14 protein-coding genes and 1 riboswitch are annotated in these 16769 nt (G+C 39.5%); of the genes, 1 reads left to right on the forward strand and 13 read right to left on the reverse strand.

Annotated elements, in window-relative coordinates; translation table 11 throughout:
* Positions 1-61: 61 nt before the first annotated feature.
* A complete protein-coding gene (locus EKM61_RS05935) occupies positions 62-682 on the reverse strand; it encodes a riboflavin synthase (RefSeq protein ID WP_068225943.1) in 621 nt (206 codons plus the stop codon).
* Complete coding sequence (ribD, locus tag EKM61_RS05940) at positions 683-1750, reverse strand: bifunctional diaminohydroxyphosphoribosylaminopyrimidine deaminase/5-amino-6-(5-phosphoribosylamino)uracil reductase RibD (RefSeq protein WP_125636171.1); 1068 nt, start codon at positions 1748-1750, stop codon at positions 683-685. It lies immediately after the preceding gene.
* 203 nt (positions 1751-1953) lie between these two features.
* Positions 1954-2089, reverse strand: a riboswitch (FMN riboswitch).
* A gap of 172 nt (positions 2090-2261) precedes the next feature.
* Between ribD and EKM61_RS05945 the strand changes: the two genes are divergently transcribed.
* The gene (locus EKM61_RS05945) at positions 2262-2741 is read left to right on the forward strand and encodes a GtrA family protein (RefSeq protein WP_068225941.1); all 480 of its coding nucleotides are present in this window, start codon (positions 2262-2264) and stop codon (positions 2739-2741) included.
* Between the two features lie 354 nt (positions 2742-3095).
* Here the strand turns inward: EKM61_RS05945 and EKM61_RS05950 are convergent, their stop codons facing one another.
* The 11 genes from EKM61_RS05950 to EKM61_RS06000 form a co-directional block, all read right to left on the reverse strand.
* Positions 3096-4049 carry an aldo/keto reductase gene (locus tag EKM61_RS05950; protein WP_068225940.1) on the reverse strand — a complete coding sequence of 318 codons (954 nt, stop codon included), beginning with the start codon at positions 4047-4049 and terminating at the stop codon, positions 3096-3098.
* Positions 4050-4196: 147 nt separating this feature from the next.
* Entirely contained in the window at positions 4197-4571 is a 375-nt protein-coding gene (gene gloA2 / locus EKM61_RS05955) for an SMU1112c/YaeR family gloxylase I-like metalloprotein (RefSeq protein WP_068225939.1), read from the reverse strand.
* Between the two features lie 104 nt (positions 4572-4675).
* Positions 4676-5980: an ammonium transporter gene (locus tag EKM61_RS05960; protein WP_068225938.1), complete on the reverse strand. Its 1305-nt coding sequence runs from the start codon at positions 5978-5980 to the stop codon at positions 4676-4678.
* A 408-nt stretch (positions 5981-6388) separates the two neighbouring features.
* On the reverse strand, positions 6389-7597 hold the full coding sequence (locus tag EKM61_RS05965; RefSeq protein WP_068279491.1) for an acetate/propionate family kinase: 1209 nt from the start codon (positions 7595-7597) through the stop codon (positions 6389-6391).
* A gap of 205 nt (positions 7598-7802) precedes the next feature.
* On the reverse strand, positions 7803-9191 hold the full coding sequence (locus EKM61_RS05970) for a C69 family dipeptidase (RefSeq protein ID WP_068226279.1): 1389 nt from the start codon (positions 9189-9191) through the stop codon (positions 7803-7805).
* A 283-nt stretch (positions 9192-9474) separates the two neighbouring features.
* Positions 9475-9729 (reverse strand): hypothetical protein, encoded by a 255-nt coding sequence (locus tag EKM61_RS05975; protein WP_068225936.1) that lies wholly within the window; start codon positions 9727-9729, stop codon positions 9475-9477.
* A gap of 151 nt (positions 9730-9880) precedes the next feature.
* Positions 9881-10708, reverse strand: coding sequence for an undecaprenyl-diphosphate phosphatase (locus EKM61_RS05980; protein ID WP_068225935.1), 828 nt, complete (start codon positions 10706-10708; stop codon positions 9881-9883).
* Positions 10709-10806: 98 nt separating this feature from the next.
* Positions 10807-11961, reverse strand: a complete 1155-nt coding sequence (locus tag EKM61_RS05985; protein ID WP_068225934.1) for a hypothetical protein — start codon at positions 11959-11961, stop codon at positions 10807-10809.
* A gap of 119 nt (positions 11962-12080) precedes the next feature.
* Positions 12081-14456 (reverse strand): ATP-dependent DNA helicase, encoded by a 2376-nt coding sequence (locus tag EKM61_RS05990; RefSeq protein WP_068225933.1) that lies wholly within the window; start codon positions 14454-14456, stop codon positions 12081-12083.
* 222 nt (positions 14457-14678) lie between these two features.
* Entirely contained in the window at positions 14679-15407 is a 729-nt protein-coding gene (locus EKM61_RS05995; protein WP_068225932.1) for an MIP/aquaporin family protein, read from the reverse strand.
* Positions 15408-15411: 4 nt separating this feature from the next.
* Positions 15412-16769 (reverse strand): FAD-dependent oxidoreductase (locus EKM61_RS06000; RefSeq protein ID WP_082918550.1); only part of this gene is annotated, 1358 nt, incomplete at its 5' end.

Genomic DNA, 16769 nt, shown 5'->3' on the forward strand with positions numbered 1-16769 from the left:
CACCTCAGTTTAATTGTTAAAAACTAATCGTTCATTTTGGATTAAGTGCAATTGACTATTTCTACAGTGTGCCTACCAGATGCCCTTTTGCAGTACTTTTTAAGTGCTGCATCACATATTTTCCTAAAATATCCGTTTCAAGATTAACCAGATTACCTACTTTTTTAGCCGCTAATGTTGCCTCTTGCTGCGAATGTGGGATCAAACCTATTTTAAAAGTTTGCCTATTGGCCTCAACAATAGTTAGACTAATGCCATCAATGGCGATTGATCCCTTCGTCACGATTTGTTGAATCAACGCGGCCGGTGTTTTAAAAGTGACCACGATCGCGGATTGATCTTGCTGGCGTTGCACAATAGTAGTTGTTTGATCTACGTGTCCTAAGACGATGTGCCCTTCAAAACGCCCGTTAACTGGTAGTGCTCGCTCCAAATTAACTTGATCATTAATAATCAATTTGGCTAAATTAGTGACGCGAAAGGTCTCTGGCATTACATCAGCAACAAATCGTTGTCCTTGCCGACTTACGATTGTCAAACAGACACCGTTAACCGCAATACTGGCTCCAATTTGTGTGGTCGCTAAATCTAAATTAGTAACTGTAATTCCTAATTTGATTGTCTCCCGTTGCCTTCTAACCTGATAAATTCGACCAATATCTTCAATAATTCCGGTAAACATTCACGCCATCTCCCCGGTAATTTTTATTGCGTTACCAATTTTCTTAACGGATCTAATTTCAAGTGTCGTTAATTCTGTACTCTGCCGTCGTGATTGAAACGCGGCCAAACTAGTACCGCCAGCTAATTGATTGGTTTGATAAACAATTAAGCGCTGCCAATTATTGGCAAGTAAAAAAGCATCATGAAGCTGGGGACCACCCTCAACCAAAACAGATTGAATTCCGGCCTGGGCCAATTCTTGAATAACTAGTTTAATTGTCCATTTAGGCCTATAAAAGACCTTGACGGCTGTATCGGCTAATTTTGCCGTACTTTTTTGATTTTCAGTAAAGAGCCAAGTTGGTGCCGCATCATCAGTAACTTGCTGCACTGGTGTTACCCGGCCCCGGCGATCAAGTACAACTCGAACTGGTGGGTATTTAAGCTGGTGGCGCACAGTTAATTTAGGGTCATCTGCTAAAACAGTTCCACTGCCAACGAGAATAGCCTGATAATCTCCGCGCAATTTTTGAACATCCTGATTGGCAACTTCATCAGTTAAATAAGTACGCTGCTCACCATCTAAACTGACACGACCATCCAAGGTTTGTGCCACTTTCAACGTGATAAACGGCCTTTGTTGCCGGTAAAAGAAATTATAAAATTGATTAAGTTGTTCGGCCGCGGCCTGTTCTAAACCAAGATGAATCTCAACACCATGTTCCCGTAAATAACTAATTCCCTTATCACCGACTAAAGGATTTGGATCTTTCTGGGCAATATAGACCCTCTTTACTCCCCAAGCAACAAGTTGCCGACAGCAAGGTGGCGTTTTACCAAAATGTGAACATGGCTCTAACGTGACGTACAGGGTTGAATTATTAACTTCTTCGGGGGATTGAACATTGTGAAACGCGTTAACTTCAGCGTGTTCATAACCAAAACCAAGGTGGTGCCCAACACCAATAATCTTGTTATTTTTAACAAAAACGGCGCCTACCATTGGATTGGTGTAGGTAAGATAACGTCCTTTTAGCGCCTCGTGAAGCGCCAGACGCATGTAACTAGTTGAATTGATTCCGATCACCTTCTCTTTTCTGCATAAAAAAATGCCCCACAAAAATGTGGGGCACACCTAAAATACGTTAAGGAGCTTCAGCCATAACAACCAAAGTCTAAAAAAGTGTGATAATAACAAATAATTCTAGTAGTCAAAACTTATAACTACAAAATCTAACTATTCATTACTAAACGGAAGCTAGCTAAATAAAACGCCAAGCAGCCGTAAACTTTTTTCTTCTCCCATCCAGACTTTAACTGTCGGTTGCAGATTCACACTGCATCCACCGCAAACGCGGGTCACGGACTTAAACGTAAAAACGTTATCACCGTCGGTCGGGAATTTCACCCTGCCCCGAAGAAATCTATTCAACTTGCCTACAGTATGCAAAGGTATTTGCCAAATGTCAAGTCTATTATTTTTTGTATAAAGATTCATTTAACTAATCATGATAGATTTTACTAAAATTACTTTTCATCAGGTTCACAAACTGCTATTGTTTATTAAGTCTAAAATTCTTCCAACAGGAGCCCAAAAGATGCTTAAAAAGTTACTTTATCGTTACCATAATTTCTTTAGCTATATGGTTTTTGGCTTCCTTGCTTCAATCATCAATATTCTAGCTTACTGGCTCTTCCGCCATTTTTTTCTAATTCAATACCTGCTGGCAAATGCATTAGCGTGGTTAATTGCCACTTTATTTGGCTTCTTTACAAATAAATCGCTCGTTTTTCGTTCAAAATACACTAGCTGGCGGGCGTTACAGCGTGAATTAGTTTCCTTTTTATCACTTCGGATATTTTCACTGGGTATTGATTCGCTGATTATGTTTAGTGGCATTAGTTTACTGAAACTGGCCAGTATGCCAACAAAAATTGCTGACCAACTTATTGTTGGCATTGTAAATTACCTTTTTAGTCGCTGGGTCTTTGAAGCGAGTAATCACACCAAATTACACCACCACCATTTAAAAAAATGGCTACGGCAAATCATTTTCCATCAACGCAAAAAAGAATAAAATTTTCTCCACGTTTCTTTGTAAAAGCTGAACGGTAATTATAACTGAATACTTTAAACGGACACAAAAACCCATAAAGATCTTCAATGCTAGTACTTTACAAAAACATTGAAAAACGACCTTTATGGGTAAATTTGTTTTGGCAATTAATGACCAGGAATGCACGGAGATAGGGTTAAAGTAGCTCATTCAGAAACGATTAAATCAAGATTTGGTAATTTTAACCAGCTTCCACTTTATAACTGAAAATATATAATTGAGGCTAGGACAAAAGTCCTGGCCACTTATTGTTTCCAAACATTACTTTAGAACGTGTGCCAAAAGTTTGGATTCACGTGCCAAAACGGTCTCATCTTATGGTAAATCATTGCCTGCAGCAAAATAAACGTCATACCATTCTTGTTTCGTTAAATCAACATCGGCGCCTGCCAAGGACTCAGTAATGTGTTGTGGATTCATTGAACCTAAAATAACTTGAATTTGAGCCGGGTGCCGTAAAATCCACGCAGTTGCAATGGCATTTTTGGTTACATTATATTTGCCCGCAATTTCTTGTAATTTAGCGTTCAGTTCCGGAAATTTAGGATTATTAATGAAAACACCAGCAAACATTCCGTATTGATAAGGTGACCATGCCTGAACGGTCATGTCGTGTAAGCGTGAATACTCTAAAACACCACCATCATGGTTGATACTTCGTGGATCAGTCATATTAACGTGCATGCCAAAATCAATCATTCCGGTATGCATAATACTAAATTGTAACTGATTAATTAACAGACGTTGCTTCGTATAGTGTTGCACCAATTCAATTTGACGGGGATTAAAGTTAGAAACGCCAAAGTGGCGCACCTTACCACTAGCCTGTAACGTATTAAACGCCGCCGCAATTTCCTCAGGTTCCATTAAAGGATCGGGACGATGTAGAAGAAACGCATCAAGATAATCGATTTTCATATGCTGTAGCTCTTGATCAACAACATCAATTAAATGTTGCTTCGAAAAATCATAGCGCTTACCAAACACTTCACTACCATGGCTGCGTTCAGGTGACACAATAATGCCGCCTTTAGACTGAATATAAATATCCTCACGCTTAACGGAAGACTGTTGCAGTGCTTCCCCAAAGACTTTTCCTGACTTACCTTGCCCATAAATATCGGCCGAATCAAAATAATTAACACCATTAGCAACCGCGGTCTCAATAACCTTAGCTGCATCAGCAGTAGTCAAGGCATCCATGCGCATAATTCCTAGTGCAACTGCAGAGGCCTGCAAGCCACTGCCACCTAAATTAATTTTCTTCAAAAGATCACACCTTTCATCAAATTAAAGCGCCCGGTAACGGTAAAAACTGGTAGCCTTACTTGTAAAGTATACGCCAACCACCAAACGAAGAACAAGTTAAGCGCGCTTGAATGGGCGCTTAAAAACTTACAACGCTCAATTAATCTGCTATTCGTGAATCTCAAGTGGCAGTCCATCGGGGTCAAAGAAGAAGGTCATTGCCTCATTAGTAAAGGCATCTTTTCGAATTGGTTCAGTTTTAATTCCCTGATCATTTAACCAGGCGCTAGTTTCAACAACGCTTGCCACTTTAAAGGCCAAATGTCGTAACCCTAAAGCCTCTGGGTAGCTGGGCCGTGTGGGACTATTAGCCTTGATAAAGATCTCTAATTCAATTTCACCATTGGTCAGATCTAATTTACGATCAGATTTTCGCTTATGATCAGCCAATACCTGAAATCCTAATTGATCAACGTAGAATTTTTTAGTTCGCGTGTAATCCGAACCGATAATCGCAATGTGGTGTATTTTTTGAAAACGCATTTTAACCCCTCCACTAAAACTAATTACCTTTATTCTAATGGAAAAGAAGGCCAATAACTAGACGGTGTTTGTAAAAGTAGCTAGCGCATTAGTCTGGCGAAGGTTTAATGATGATTTGGTTTGTGGTGAAAATTCGCCATCTGCCCTTTAAACTCATCTTCATAATTAACAAAATCATTATTTATTTTTACTGTGTAATCAACCGTCTCACCATGTTCTCCTTGATCTAGGCCAACTCGCTCTTCTGTTTCATCAACGCGCATTTTAATTACTAATCGTAATAAACTGATTACCAGCACACACATCACTGCAACGAAAAGTATGGTTAGCAATGTACCCAATAACTGTACCCCAAATAATTTAAAACCACCGCCATAAAACAACCCATTTTCTGGAATTTTTGAATTAACTGTTTTCGTCGCAAATAGGCCGGTGGCAATACTTCCCATAATTCCGCTCACGCCATGACAACCAAAAGCATCTAAGGCGTCATCAACACCAATCCGTGGCTTTAAGTAAGTAATAAAAGAGTAGCTGGCCGCGGTTGCCAGCAAACCAATCCAAAAGGCGCCGCCAATTGTAACGTAACCTGCAGCAGGTGTAATACCAACCAAGCCACAAAGTGTCCCCGTACAAACACCAACCAACGTTGGTTTGCCCACAAAATGTGTATCTAAAAATAACCAAGCAACCATTGAAGTCGCGGCGGCCACGGTTGACGTTAAGGCGGCCTGAATCGCAATATTGTTGATCGCTAAAGCACTACCAGCATTAAAACCATACCAACCAACCCATAAAATAGAGGTTCCTAACAGTACCCAGGGCAGATTGTAGTGTTTCGTTGTTTGCCCGTAATTAAAGCGATGGCCTAGAAACGCCGATAAAACAAACGCCGTAATCCCGGCAGTAATGTGAACAACTGTCCCACCTGCAAAATCAATGATCCCTAAATTGGCTAATAAACCGTGCGGGCTCCAAACCATATGAACCATCGGGTAATAAATAGCAAAGGACCACAATACAATAAACCAAAATAAAAATTTAAATCGAATTCGACCAACTATCGCACCAACAAAAAGAGCCGGCGTAATAATCGCGAACATCATTTGAAAAAATAAGTATAAACCTCTTGGAATTCCGGTCGCCGTTAACTGTTTTAAATTTAGATTGGCCAAAAAGAAATGGTGTACCGTTCCAATAAATCCGTGAATATCACCATTAAAGGATAATTCATAACCAACCGAAATCCAAAGTAAAATTGCAATCCCAATAATAAAGAAAACTGACAACATCGTATTCACAACGTTACGTTTTGAAACTAAACCACCATAAAAGAACGCCAATCCAGGTGTCATGAACAAGACTAAAATACTCGCAATAATAACGAACGTTGTGTTAGCAGTATTCATTTAATTTCCTCCAGTTAGATTATTATTAATGTTAAAAATTATAACATCAGTTGCGTCTATTGAAAGGCATATTTAATAAATAAATAAAATTTTCTAATTTTTATAACCTTCGCTGTTATAAAACCTAACTTTGATTGGTTTTCTGATTATATCCGTTTAAACGAGAGTAATACCCGCTTTAAAGCGATAACATAGCTTAATTAAAGCTACCATTACTACTTAATTGGATTAGACCAATTTAACAATTAATACATTTAGTCGCATAAAAAAAGGCCATGAAGTGAACCCCCAGTATTAGATTTTAGTCCAATACCGGGGTTCACTTCATGGCCTCTTATTCCTCTTATTATTTCCGAGCATTACTCTAGAACGTGCGTAAAAAGTCTAGGTTCACGTGCCTAACTACAGCTAATCAAGCGCCGTATAGTTATGACCTAAACGCATAACATCCCGAACAATCATTAGCTCTTCATTGGTTGGCACAACTAATGTGGTTACTGGCGCACTCTCTGGACTAATTATTTGTTCTTTTCCACGAATATGATTCCTTTCTGGATCAACTTTAACGCCAAAATAAGCAAGTTGGTCACCAATATTTTGACGTAATCCAATCCCATTTTCACCGCTACCAGCCGTAAAGACCAACACATCTAGGCCATCCATCGTTGCAACGTAAGACCCAATATATTTAACGACTCGATTAACGAATATATCTAAAGCTTGTTGCGCCAATTTGTTAGTTGGTGCGGCTTTTTCAATATCACGTTGATCCGGCGATAGCTCCGACAACCCTAATAAACCGGATTTTTGATTTAAAATTGTAATCATCTCATTGATGTTCTTCAAACCAAGCTTCTCCGTTAAAAAGGCAACTAAGGATGGATCGACATCTCCTGAACGAGTGGCCATCGTAATTCCAGCAAGCGGCGTAAAGCCCATTGACGTATCGACGGCCTTTCCATGATCAAATGCAGTTATTGATGCTCCACTGCCCAAGTGTAGTGTAATCATTTTTAACTGTTCTAAAGGCTTGCCAACTAACTCGGCCGCTCGTTCCGAAACATAACGGTGACTAGTTCCGTGGGCACCATATTTCCGTGCGCCGTACTTTTCGTAGTACTCATACGGAATACTATACAAAAAGTTTTTTTGCGGCATTGTTGCGTAAAGTGAGGTGTCAAAAACGGCAACTTGTAATACACGGGGCAATAATTTCTGGAAAACTCGAATATAATAAGCCTGCGTTGGATTATGTAGCGGTGCATATTCGGCCAAGGCCTCAATTTGTGATAATGTTTGTTCAGTAATGATAACTGAATCCTTAAATTGCTCACCACCGGCAACGACACGGTGACCAATACCACTAATTTCTTCAAAGTGATCAATAATACCTAATTCTTTGAGTTCTTCAAGCAATAAAGTCGCGGCCATATCATGAGTTGTGATATCTTTAGTCATTTTAAAGGTCTGACCATCACCATAATTAGCTGTAAAAACTGAATTTGCTAGGCCTAAACGATCAATCATCCCACTTGCGAGAACGGTCTCTGCTGGCATCACAAATAATTTCCACTTCAATGTTGAACTTCCTGCGTTAATGGCGAGAATTTTTGCCATATTCATTTCCCCTTTATTCAGTAACATTTATCTAAGCATAAATCTATTCTATCGGACTTTCATTGCTTTTTCAAACGCTTTCATAAATTAGCAATAAAAAATAAGCGGCTGGGACAAAAGTCCTAGCCGCTTATTGTCTTCGAACGTTGCTCTAGAACGTGCACCAAAAGACGATTTTGGGTTCACGTGCCTAACTACAACTAATCTATAAATTTTTATCCATATCAAAGGTAAGTTTAGATAAATCGATTCCTTGCATAACTAGTTCGCCAATCAAGGTCATCGTACGTTGACGCATATCTTCAACCATTGAATAATTTTGTTCCGTTAAGAACTTAGTCAGGGCCGTACCACTTAGCTTCTCAGCTTGACGATCAGTTTCGATTATTAAGCGGCGCTGCTGTTCTTGAGCGGCCTTAACGTAATCAAGATCAGTCTGGATAAAACTGCTGTGATGACTTTCAACTAGCATTGAAGCCGTCCGGTACATCCAGTAGGCACTCTTAGTATCCCACTTCTCTGGTGTCTCACTATAACTAGGATCAGTGTCCGTTGCGTTGGCATAAAATGGCACGTACGGTGTGAAAGTTGGGTAACCAATTGCTAACCACATAATAGCAGCCTGCGCTTCAGGAACATCATTACGCATTTGTAGGACGTGCGAATTCTGTGTTCGGTTTAAACCAATTGGTCGGTAACGGTATTTATCTACATCGTTGCCGTGACCCAACGGATCAAATTTAGTTTCGTTATAGTGTGATCCCAAGATATATTCAATATCTTCAACACTAATTTTATGGCTCGTATGGCAAATAAATGGTAACTCACTACTTTCAGGGTCTTGTTCAATTTCAGAATTGAAGTAACGCTGACCAAACCAAACACGTGGTGTATTGTAGTGCCGGTCCTTTTCATTACTAGTTCCAAAAATATGCCGGAAATTCCAGCCTTCCTTGTCTGGATTCAGATGGTGTTCAGTAACGTAGTCTTGGATACCATCGGCCCAGATAAAGTTCTCTGAATCATTAAAATCAACTTGCTGAATTGCAACTTGGTTAGCAGTAATCGCATAGGCATCATCTGGAATTCGTTGTGCAACCCAGAGGTGCCCGGTCACGATTTCCATGTACCAAACATCTTTTTTATCGCTAAACAAGACACTATTACCAGCGGGCGAACCATACTGACCAATTAAATCACCTAGGCGCTTAACGCCCTCTACAGCGGAGTTAATGTACGGCAAAACCATCTGTTGCATCGTATCCTCGTCCATACCATCAGCAATTAATGGGTCATACGCCAAAGATTTTTCATTACCATAAGTACTTTCAGTTGCACTCATCGCAACATTTTTTTCATTAAAACCACTTTCGTCATAAACGCCTTCTTTATTAAGGTCAACGTTAGGTACTGCCTGATAACGATAAGCGTTAGCCGGTGTCTCGGCTTCAAAACCATTTAAGTAAGATTTAATGTGCTGTGTTTTCTTAACCGCAGGACGCATTAAAAAGCGTTGTGGTGTTAGTGGCAGAAATGTATCGTCATTTCGGGAAATCATAGTTGAGCCATCCAAACTGGCCTCTTTACCAACCATAATTGAAGTACAAGCACGATCAATTTTTTCCAAAACAGAAGCTCCTTTACAAATTTATTAGGTACTATAACAAAGTCAGTCATATTCCTATAATTACAAAGAATAATTTTACCGCTTTTTGACTAAATTAGCCACGAAGCAGCTTAAAAATTAACTCTATTTAATCAAAAAAATACTAATGATTTTAGCGCTAACTCCCGCTGAATAATTTACAGGTATTAGGCCAAACATTAGTATTTTTTTGCAGCACTATAAAATCATTTTTTAGTACTATTCCGAAAATTTAGAGAATGTTTTCGGGATCGGCAGTATTACCGCTTTTTTCACTTGGTGTAATTTTTCCTTCTTCACCATCATTGATGAAATAATTGTCCTTTGCGTGACAGCGGGGACAAGTCATCTCAATCTGATAGCGTGTTGATTGATCATCATTTTGTCCCGCAGGGGTCTTGTCCGTTATTTCCATTCCTGGATGTTGACATTGCCAACACTGAAACTTCATAAAGCGGCGCGTTAAAAATTCATCCGTTAAAGCCATCCAATCACCTCGTTTAATAGTTTTATCATTATCCTAACCATAACAAGGTACCCTCACCAAGCCAAGAAATATACACGACCTAAAAAAATAACCCGGGAAATAATCCCGAATTATTTTTGCTGATGTTCTCTAAACCTCGGTCGTGTTTAAACTAAGCAAATAGCGTAAAGTAAGCAATTACAACTACCCCAAGAATAATTCGGTACCAACCAAAAGCCTTAAAATCATTTTTCTTAATGTAATTCAGTAAGAATTTAATTGATAGATAAGCAACAACAAAGGACACAACAACACCCGTTAACAAAACTACCGTTTGCATTCCCGTAAATGTATTACCGTGCATAAAGTACTTAGCAATTTTTAGTAACGAGGCGCCAAACATCGTCGGAATCGCCAAGAAGAATGAAAATTCAGTTGCAACGTAACGTGAAGTCCCAATTAAAATGGCACCTAAAATTGTGGCCCCTGAACGTGATGTCCCTGGAATCATTGACAATACCTGGAACAGCCCAATAAATAATGCAATGTTCATTGGCAAATGATTTAAGTCAGTATATTTAGCCGTCGTTTTTTTATTATGATTTTCGATAATAATAAATAAAATCCCGTAAACAATCAGCGTCGTTGCAATAACTTGCCAACTGGTTAAGTGTTCTTCCATCCAATCATTTAACGGCAAACCAATGATTACTGAAGGCAAAACGGCTAAAATTACTTTTCCCCAAAGTACCCACGTTTGCCGCTTTTCTTGGCTATTTTTTCGCGGTGACAGTGGATTTAACTTATGGAAATAGAGAACAACGACCGACATAATCGCGCCTAATTGAATAACCACCATAAACATGTTAATAAATGCAGTTGATTCACTTAAACGAACAAATTCATCTGCCAAGTATAAATGGCCCGTGGAACTAATTGGTAGAAATTCTGTAATTCCTTCAATAATACCTAAAATAACGGCCTTAATGATATTCAACAATGATTAAAACTCCTTTATAATTGATCAGTCAACACGCAACGCTCACGTCTGGTAACTCACCTATTATAGCAATCTCAATCGCTGATTACGAGTAATTTCTACAGATCCCCAGTCGCTTTTAATTCTTGTTCCAATAAATAAGCGTCCATGTAATCAAAAGCAATCTCGCTAATAGCCACTAACGGTACTGCAACCGTATCAAGATCTTCCTCGTCATCGCTGGCCAATATCTTAAACGTTAATTGATCTGCATTTAAATCAGTGGGAACACCAACTAAACCTTCATCTTCATTGATCAGCTTAACCCGAATAATTCGCTTAAAATACTGCGCCTGCTGTAAAACGGTCTGGAATAGATCAACCGTTGGATCAAAAAGTCGTTCATCGTTTAACACTGGCTGCTTAAAAAGCACATTACGCCGAATAAAAAAAGCAATCGTTTGTAAATAATCGGAAATTTCGGTTACTTGTTGCAGCGTCTCTAATTGCATCAGGACGTACCCACCAAATTGGCCGTTCATATCGACCAAATTAATTACCACACTGGTGTTTGTTAAGGTGTTGACCCAACCCACAAAAAATAGATCATCATCATCGCTAGTACTCAGTGAAATTAGCTGGTGCCTTTTCTGTGCTTGATGTAGTGTGGCCACTATTGCCAATGTAGTCGTTTCCTGCTTAGTTGCTTGGTGAACTAAATTAGATTTAACTAACGCTCCCTCTAAAGTCAGTTCCTTCCCCAAAAACTCAATCACTTGAATCTGTTCTGTTGTGACCGATAATATCGTTTGGTTAGTATAGTCAAATTTATCAAAAACGTGAAAATCAATGGTCACAGAGGTCTGTGCTTGAATCGTTCCTTCCAAATACATATCACGGTCTTTTAAAACCAACAGTACCATCGTTTGCCGCTTAATCGCCTGCTGAATTAATTGCGGTAGTAGATCTTGCTGCCCGGTAAACTTAAATGGTGCTTGCAATGAAGTCACAAAGTGCGCTTGTTGTGCATTTTGAATTCGGTAGGCCATGCTGTCTAGATCGTCACTATCAAACTCAACCGCCTCGATAACATTTAACGCTAAGAAGACAAGCCCATCCTGTAAGCCCGCGTCATCAAAAGTTTGCATAATTACCCCTGATTCATTCAATTCGGTAACATAGCCAGTATAAATGACATCATGCGCAGTTTGGTAAAGGTTAATCAATAAATGCTCCCGTTGCGCAGTTTGTAATTCCGTTAAAATTGAATTCATGGACTCACCTCATTTCTAGCACCGCTTAAAAAGCGCGCTTAACTTTAAATCTTTGAGCCTTTATTGTAACCGATTGTAACAAAAAACAACATCAATTGATACGAAATTTAATTAACCTTTCAGCTTTGATTATTCTGCCAGAAATCATGTAACGACTTAGATAACTGCTCTAATGTATGAACACGCTGATAGCGTTGCCAATGACTTGGAAAAAGTTTTGTATAGCGGCTACTTCCAAAACGTTGATCTAACAGCAACACTGGCCCAGCATCCTTACTTCCACGAATCAATCGCCCGGCGGCCTGCAAGACGTGGTTCATTCCTGGTAATTGATACGCATACTGAAAACCGGCACCATTTTTATGGTCAAAATAATCGCGCACTAAATTACGCTCAGTTGAGAGTCCTGGTAGCCCAACGCTCACAATCGCAACACCAATTAAGCGACTTCCTTTTAAATCAATTCCTTCTGCAAAAATTCCACCTAGTACACAAAATCCAACTAACGATTGTGTTGGCGATTCTTTAAATTGGGCCAAGAAACTTTGCCGTTCTAAATCAGTCATGGCGGACACCTGTTTGGTTAACTCTATATCTGGATAGGCCGTTTGAAAAGCAGCGTAGACAGTTTCAAGGTACGAATAAGAAGGGAAAAAGAATAAATAATTACCTTTTTTTCCTTGAATCAATTGGCCTAAGCTCATAACAATTTTAGTTAAGTTGGCCGCTCTTTTTTGATAAGTTGTTTGAACGTACTGGGCAATCATAATCGCTTGTTTAGTTGCTGAAAAAGGTGAAGGTAATTGGAAAGCTAGACTAGTTTCATCGTTACCTAGCACCTCCTGATAATAATCAACTGGCGATAAGGTTGCCGAAAATAAAACGGCACCAGCACCTTTTTTTAAGGATTGATCTAAAAAGGCACTGGGATCTAGGCATAATTGTTTAATCGTACTTAATTTAGTTGCTTCGTCATACTGCAATAACGTTTGGTAAGTCTCGTTGTATAAATCAGCAATTTTTAAATAAGTTAGGCCACTAAAATATAGATTTAAAACGGCGGTTGTAAAAGAATTGTCTGGCTGTTGTGGTAACCAATCATGAATAAATTCTAACCAATGATTAAGGCTGTTATTAAATTTATCCAGTGGCGCTTGGCTTGTTTCTTCAGCGCGCTTAGTATCACGTAATTCCTTTGTTACAGCGGTAAACGACCGCTTTAATTTACGCGTTTGCTTAACCAAATTATCTTTTTCAATTGCGAAATGATCTTCTTTCGCTAGTTGAATTAATTGACTAGTTGCGCCACTCGTTAATTCTGCCGAGTACATATCTCGGGAGCGACTAACTAAATTGTGCGCTTCATCAATCAAGAAAAAGTTATCCTTATCTGGTTCACTAAAAAAACGCTGCAAGTACACAATGGGATCAAAAAGATAATTATAATCACATATAATAACATCGGCAAATAATGACGCATCCAGCGAAAATTCAAATGGATCAAGTTGGTGTTTGCGTGCGTAGGTTTCAATCACTGTTCGTGTTAGTTGATTTTCATTTTCCAACAAATCTTGTAGTGCTGGTTTTAAACGATCATAGTAACCTAGCATATACGGATTTTTATCCGGTGCAACATCGACTTCTTCAGGGAAAATAATCTTATCCTTCGCCGTCAAAGTGATACTTTTTAACTGTAGCCCTTGTTGGCTTAGTAGTTGAACCGCCTCCTCTGCCACGTGGCGGGTACTTTGTTTAGCCGTTAAATAAAAAACGCGCTGAATTTTATCCTCACCTAGTGCTTTAACAGCCGGAAAAAGAGTTGAAATAGTTTTACCAGTCCCAGTTGGCGCCTCCACAAAAAGTCGTTTCTGCAATACGATCGTCTTGTAAACGGCCACTGCTAACTCGCGTTGGCCGGCGCGGTATTCCGGAAAAGGAAAGGTCACCTGTTTGATACTTGCATTACGCTTTTGGTGCCACTCCTCACGTAAAACTAACCAAAACTCATAATCATCGATTAAGGATTGAAAAAAATCTTTTAATTCTTTTTTCGTAAAAGTTTTATCTGTTTGCGTAATTTGTTCCGTCGTTGTTTGATAATAAATTAATTGCAGCGTAATTTCGTCCAGATTTTGATCTTCCATCAAAAAATAACCGTAAACTTTAACCTGCCCCCAATAAAGTGTCAACGTATTCGGCGTTAGTTCACCGAAATCGTTATCCGACGTTTTAATTTCCTCAATCCGGTAATTTTGTTTATCCGTTTGATAAATACCATCAGCCCGGCCATCAATCACGTAGTCTTGGCCGTTCATATGTACTGTCCTTTTTAAATAAACTTCTCGTTGGTAATTGTCGGCCGCGTGTTTTTTCTGTAATTGGCGGTGAATTCTTGCACCTTGGGCGGCCGTATTCTGGCTATTTTGGCGTGCATTTAAATCGCCAGAGCGCAAAACAAATTCTACTAGTTCACGAACACCAATTTTAGTCGTCATCAGGCCACTCCCCCATTTCAATTGTCCTATTATAAACCAATTAAGTGGCAACCAAAATAGTATGTGCTTGAAAGCTATCATTATAACTAGTGTTTATCCATTTACATAATAAAAAAAGCAAATCAAGGTAAAATAAAACTTACCGTGACTTGCTTCTATCCTTTTAACCATTTATATAAGTAGCATTTTTATCTCCTGTATTTCACGATCAATGTTCAAACATTAAGTCAGTGGAATTAAATTAAATAAAATTGCCCCAATTAGGCCACCTACTAATGGTCCTACAATTGGCACCCAACTATACGCCCAATCGGAACCACCCTTATTGGCAATCGGCAAGACTGCGTGTGCCAACCGTGGCCCTAAATCTCGAGCGGGATTAATTGCGTAACCAGTTGTTCCACCAAGCGATAAACCAATGGCGGTAATTAATACACCGACAACAAGTGGATTTAGTCCCTGAGTGAAGTCTCCTCGTGTAAAGGTCAGTAGACCAAAAACTAAAACAAAGGTCCCAATAACTTCACTAATAAAGTTTGCCGGATAATTTCGAATCGCTGGTCCAGTTGCAAAAATACCCAGCGTTGTTGCTGGATCCTTAGTTTCTTTCCAGTGCGGATAATAATGTAACCAAACAATAACCCCACCAACAAAACCACCGGCAATTTGTGCCAGACTATACGGAATAACGTGGGCCCAAGGAAATTGTCCAGCCATAGCCATTCCCACTGACACAGCCGGATTTAAATGCGCCGGGCTAAGAAAGGCTGATGCATAAACACCCAGCGTTACCGCAAATCCCCAACCTAGGGAGATTGCAATCCAACCGCTACCTTCGGCCTTAGATTTTTTTAGAGAAACACCGGCTACTACCCCGTCACCTAATAAAACTAAAATAAAGGTTCCAATAAACTCACCTAATAATTGTAAACTTAAACTATCTTTTGGCATAATGTCATCCCTCAGCTTTCAGATCGCGAAGATCAGAAGTTGCAATCGCAGTATCCAATTGTTTAATCATCCGTTCTTTTTTGGCAGTCGACCAGTTAAAGTAGCGGGCCATTTCGTTGCTAACACCAACTTTAACATCGTCTAACGTGTCACGGTGGAAAAGAATATGATTAGTCCGCCTAAGCAGATAATCAACTGGCGTTAACGTCATTTCTTCTTCTAGTGCATAGTGTAATCCAAGCGTTTCACCTAAACTCAAACCAGGTGCCGCCTTTAATTCACCGATTCGGCTAAACACACGCGCTGCATTAGAACCATAAAGATTAACGATCGTCATTGACTCTGCCTTAGATAGGCCACCATCAATACCTTGTTTGGCAAAGAATTCTAACGTCGCCACAACATTTTCTGGATCAATGTCACCACCAGAAACTGGTAAATTTTTAGAATCAATCGGATTAAATGTTTCATGTTCTTGATCCTTTAGTAACTTAGTGATTAGTGCTAATGCACCGGCGGCCATCTTGCGGTAATCAGTCAATTTACCACCGGCTAAAGTAATCAAGCCATCCGTAGCAACTGCTAATGAACTACCACGAGAAACTGAGGATGGACTTAATTTACTTTCTGAAAGTGTCACTTCTAAATCATTCAATACTTTTTCGACATCTTCTTTTGTTGCCTTAGCGTTCTCATAAGCATTAACAACCTCAATAACTTGATCAAAACTCTTTGTAGCGATTTTACCTGAATTACCACCGTTGTAATCAGAACTACCATTAGAAGCAATTAGTGGACGTAAACCGGCCCAACTAGCCTCAATATCGGCTAGCTTTAGATTAACCATGGGGTAACGTTTATTAACAATCGCAAGTAAGTAATCAACATCCTCTTTGGTGACAGTCGGCTGTGCGTAGTCCCCCTGGTAGTCCGTGTCAGTCGTTCCAAAATAGGTTTTATCCTCCCGGGGAATAACAAAAATCATTCGCCCATCCTGATCGCCTGAATCAAAGTAAGTTGGTTGTGGAACAGGGAGCCGGGTGCCATCAACAACTAAATGTACCCCTTTTGTTGGCCGCATTTGTGGAATGATTTTTTCCTGATCATCTAATTCACGAACTAAATCAGACCACGGTCCGGCGGTATTAATCACTAAGCGTGCGTGAATATCAAATTCTTGATCAGTCAGTAGATCTTTGGCGTGAACACCATTAATTTTACCATCTTCAGCGTGTAATAATTTTAAGGCCTTAACGTGGCTGGCCATTAACCCGCCATTTTCTTGGGGAGTGTACAATATTTTGTGTAAATAGTAATTGAAAAGGGAAGACCTTCCCCGTATGATTAAATCGCCAAACATAA

It is taken from the genome of Loigolactobacillus backii, assembly GCF_003946275.1.
Classification (GTDB): Bacteria; Bacillota; Bacilli; order Lactobacillales; family Lactobacillaceae; genus Loigolactobacillus; species Loigolactobacillus backii.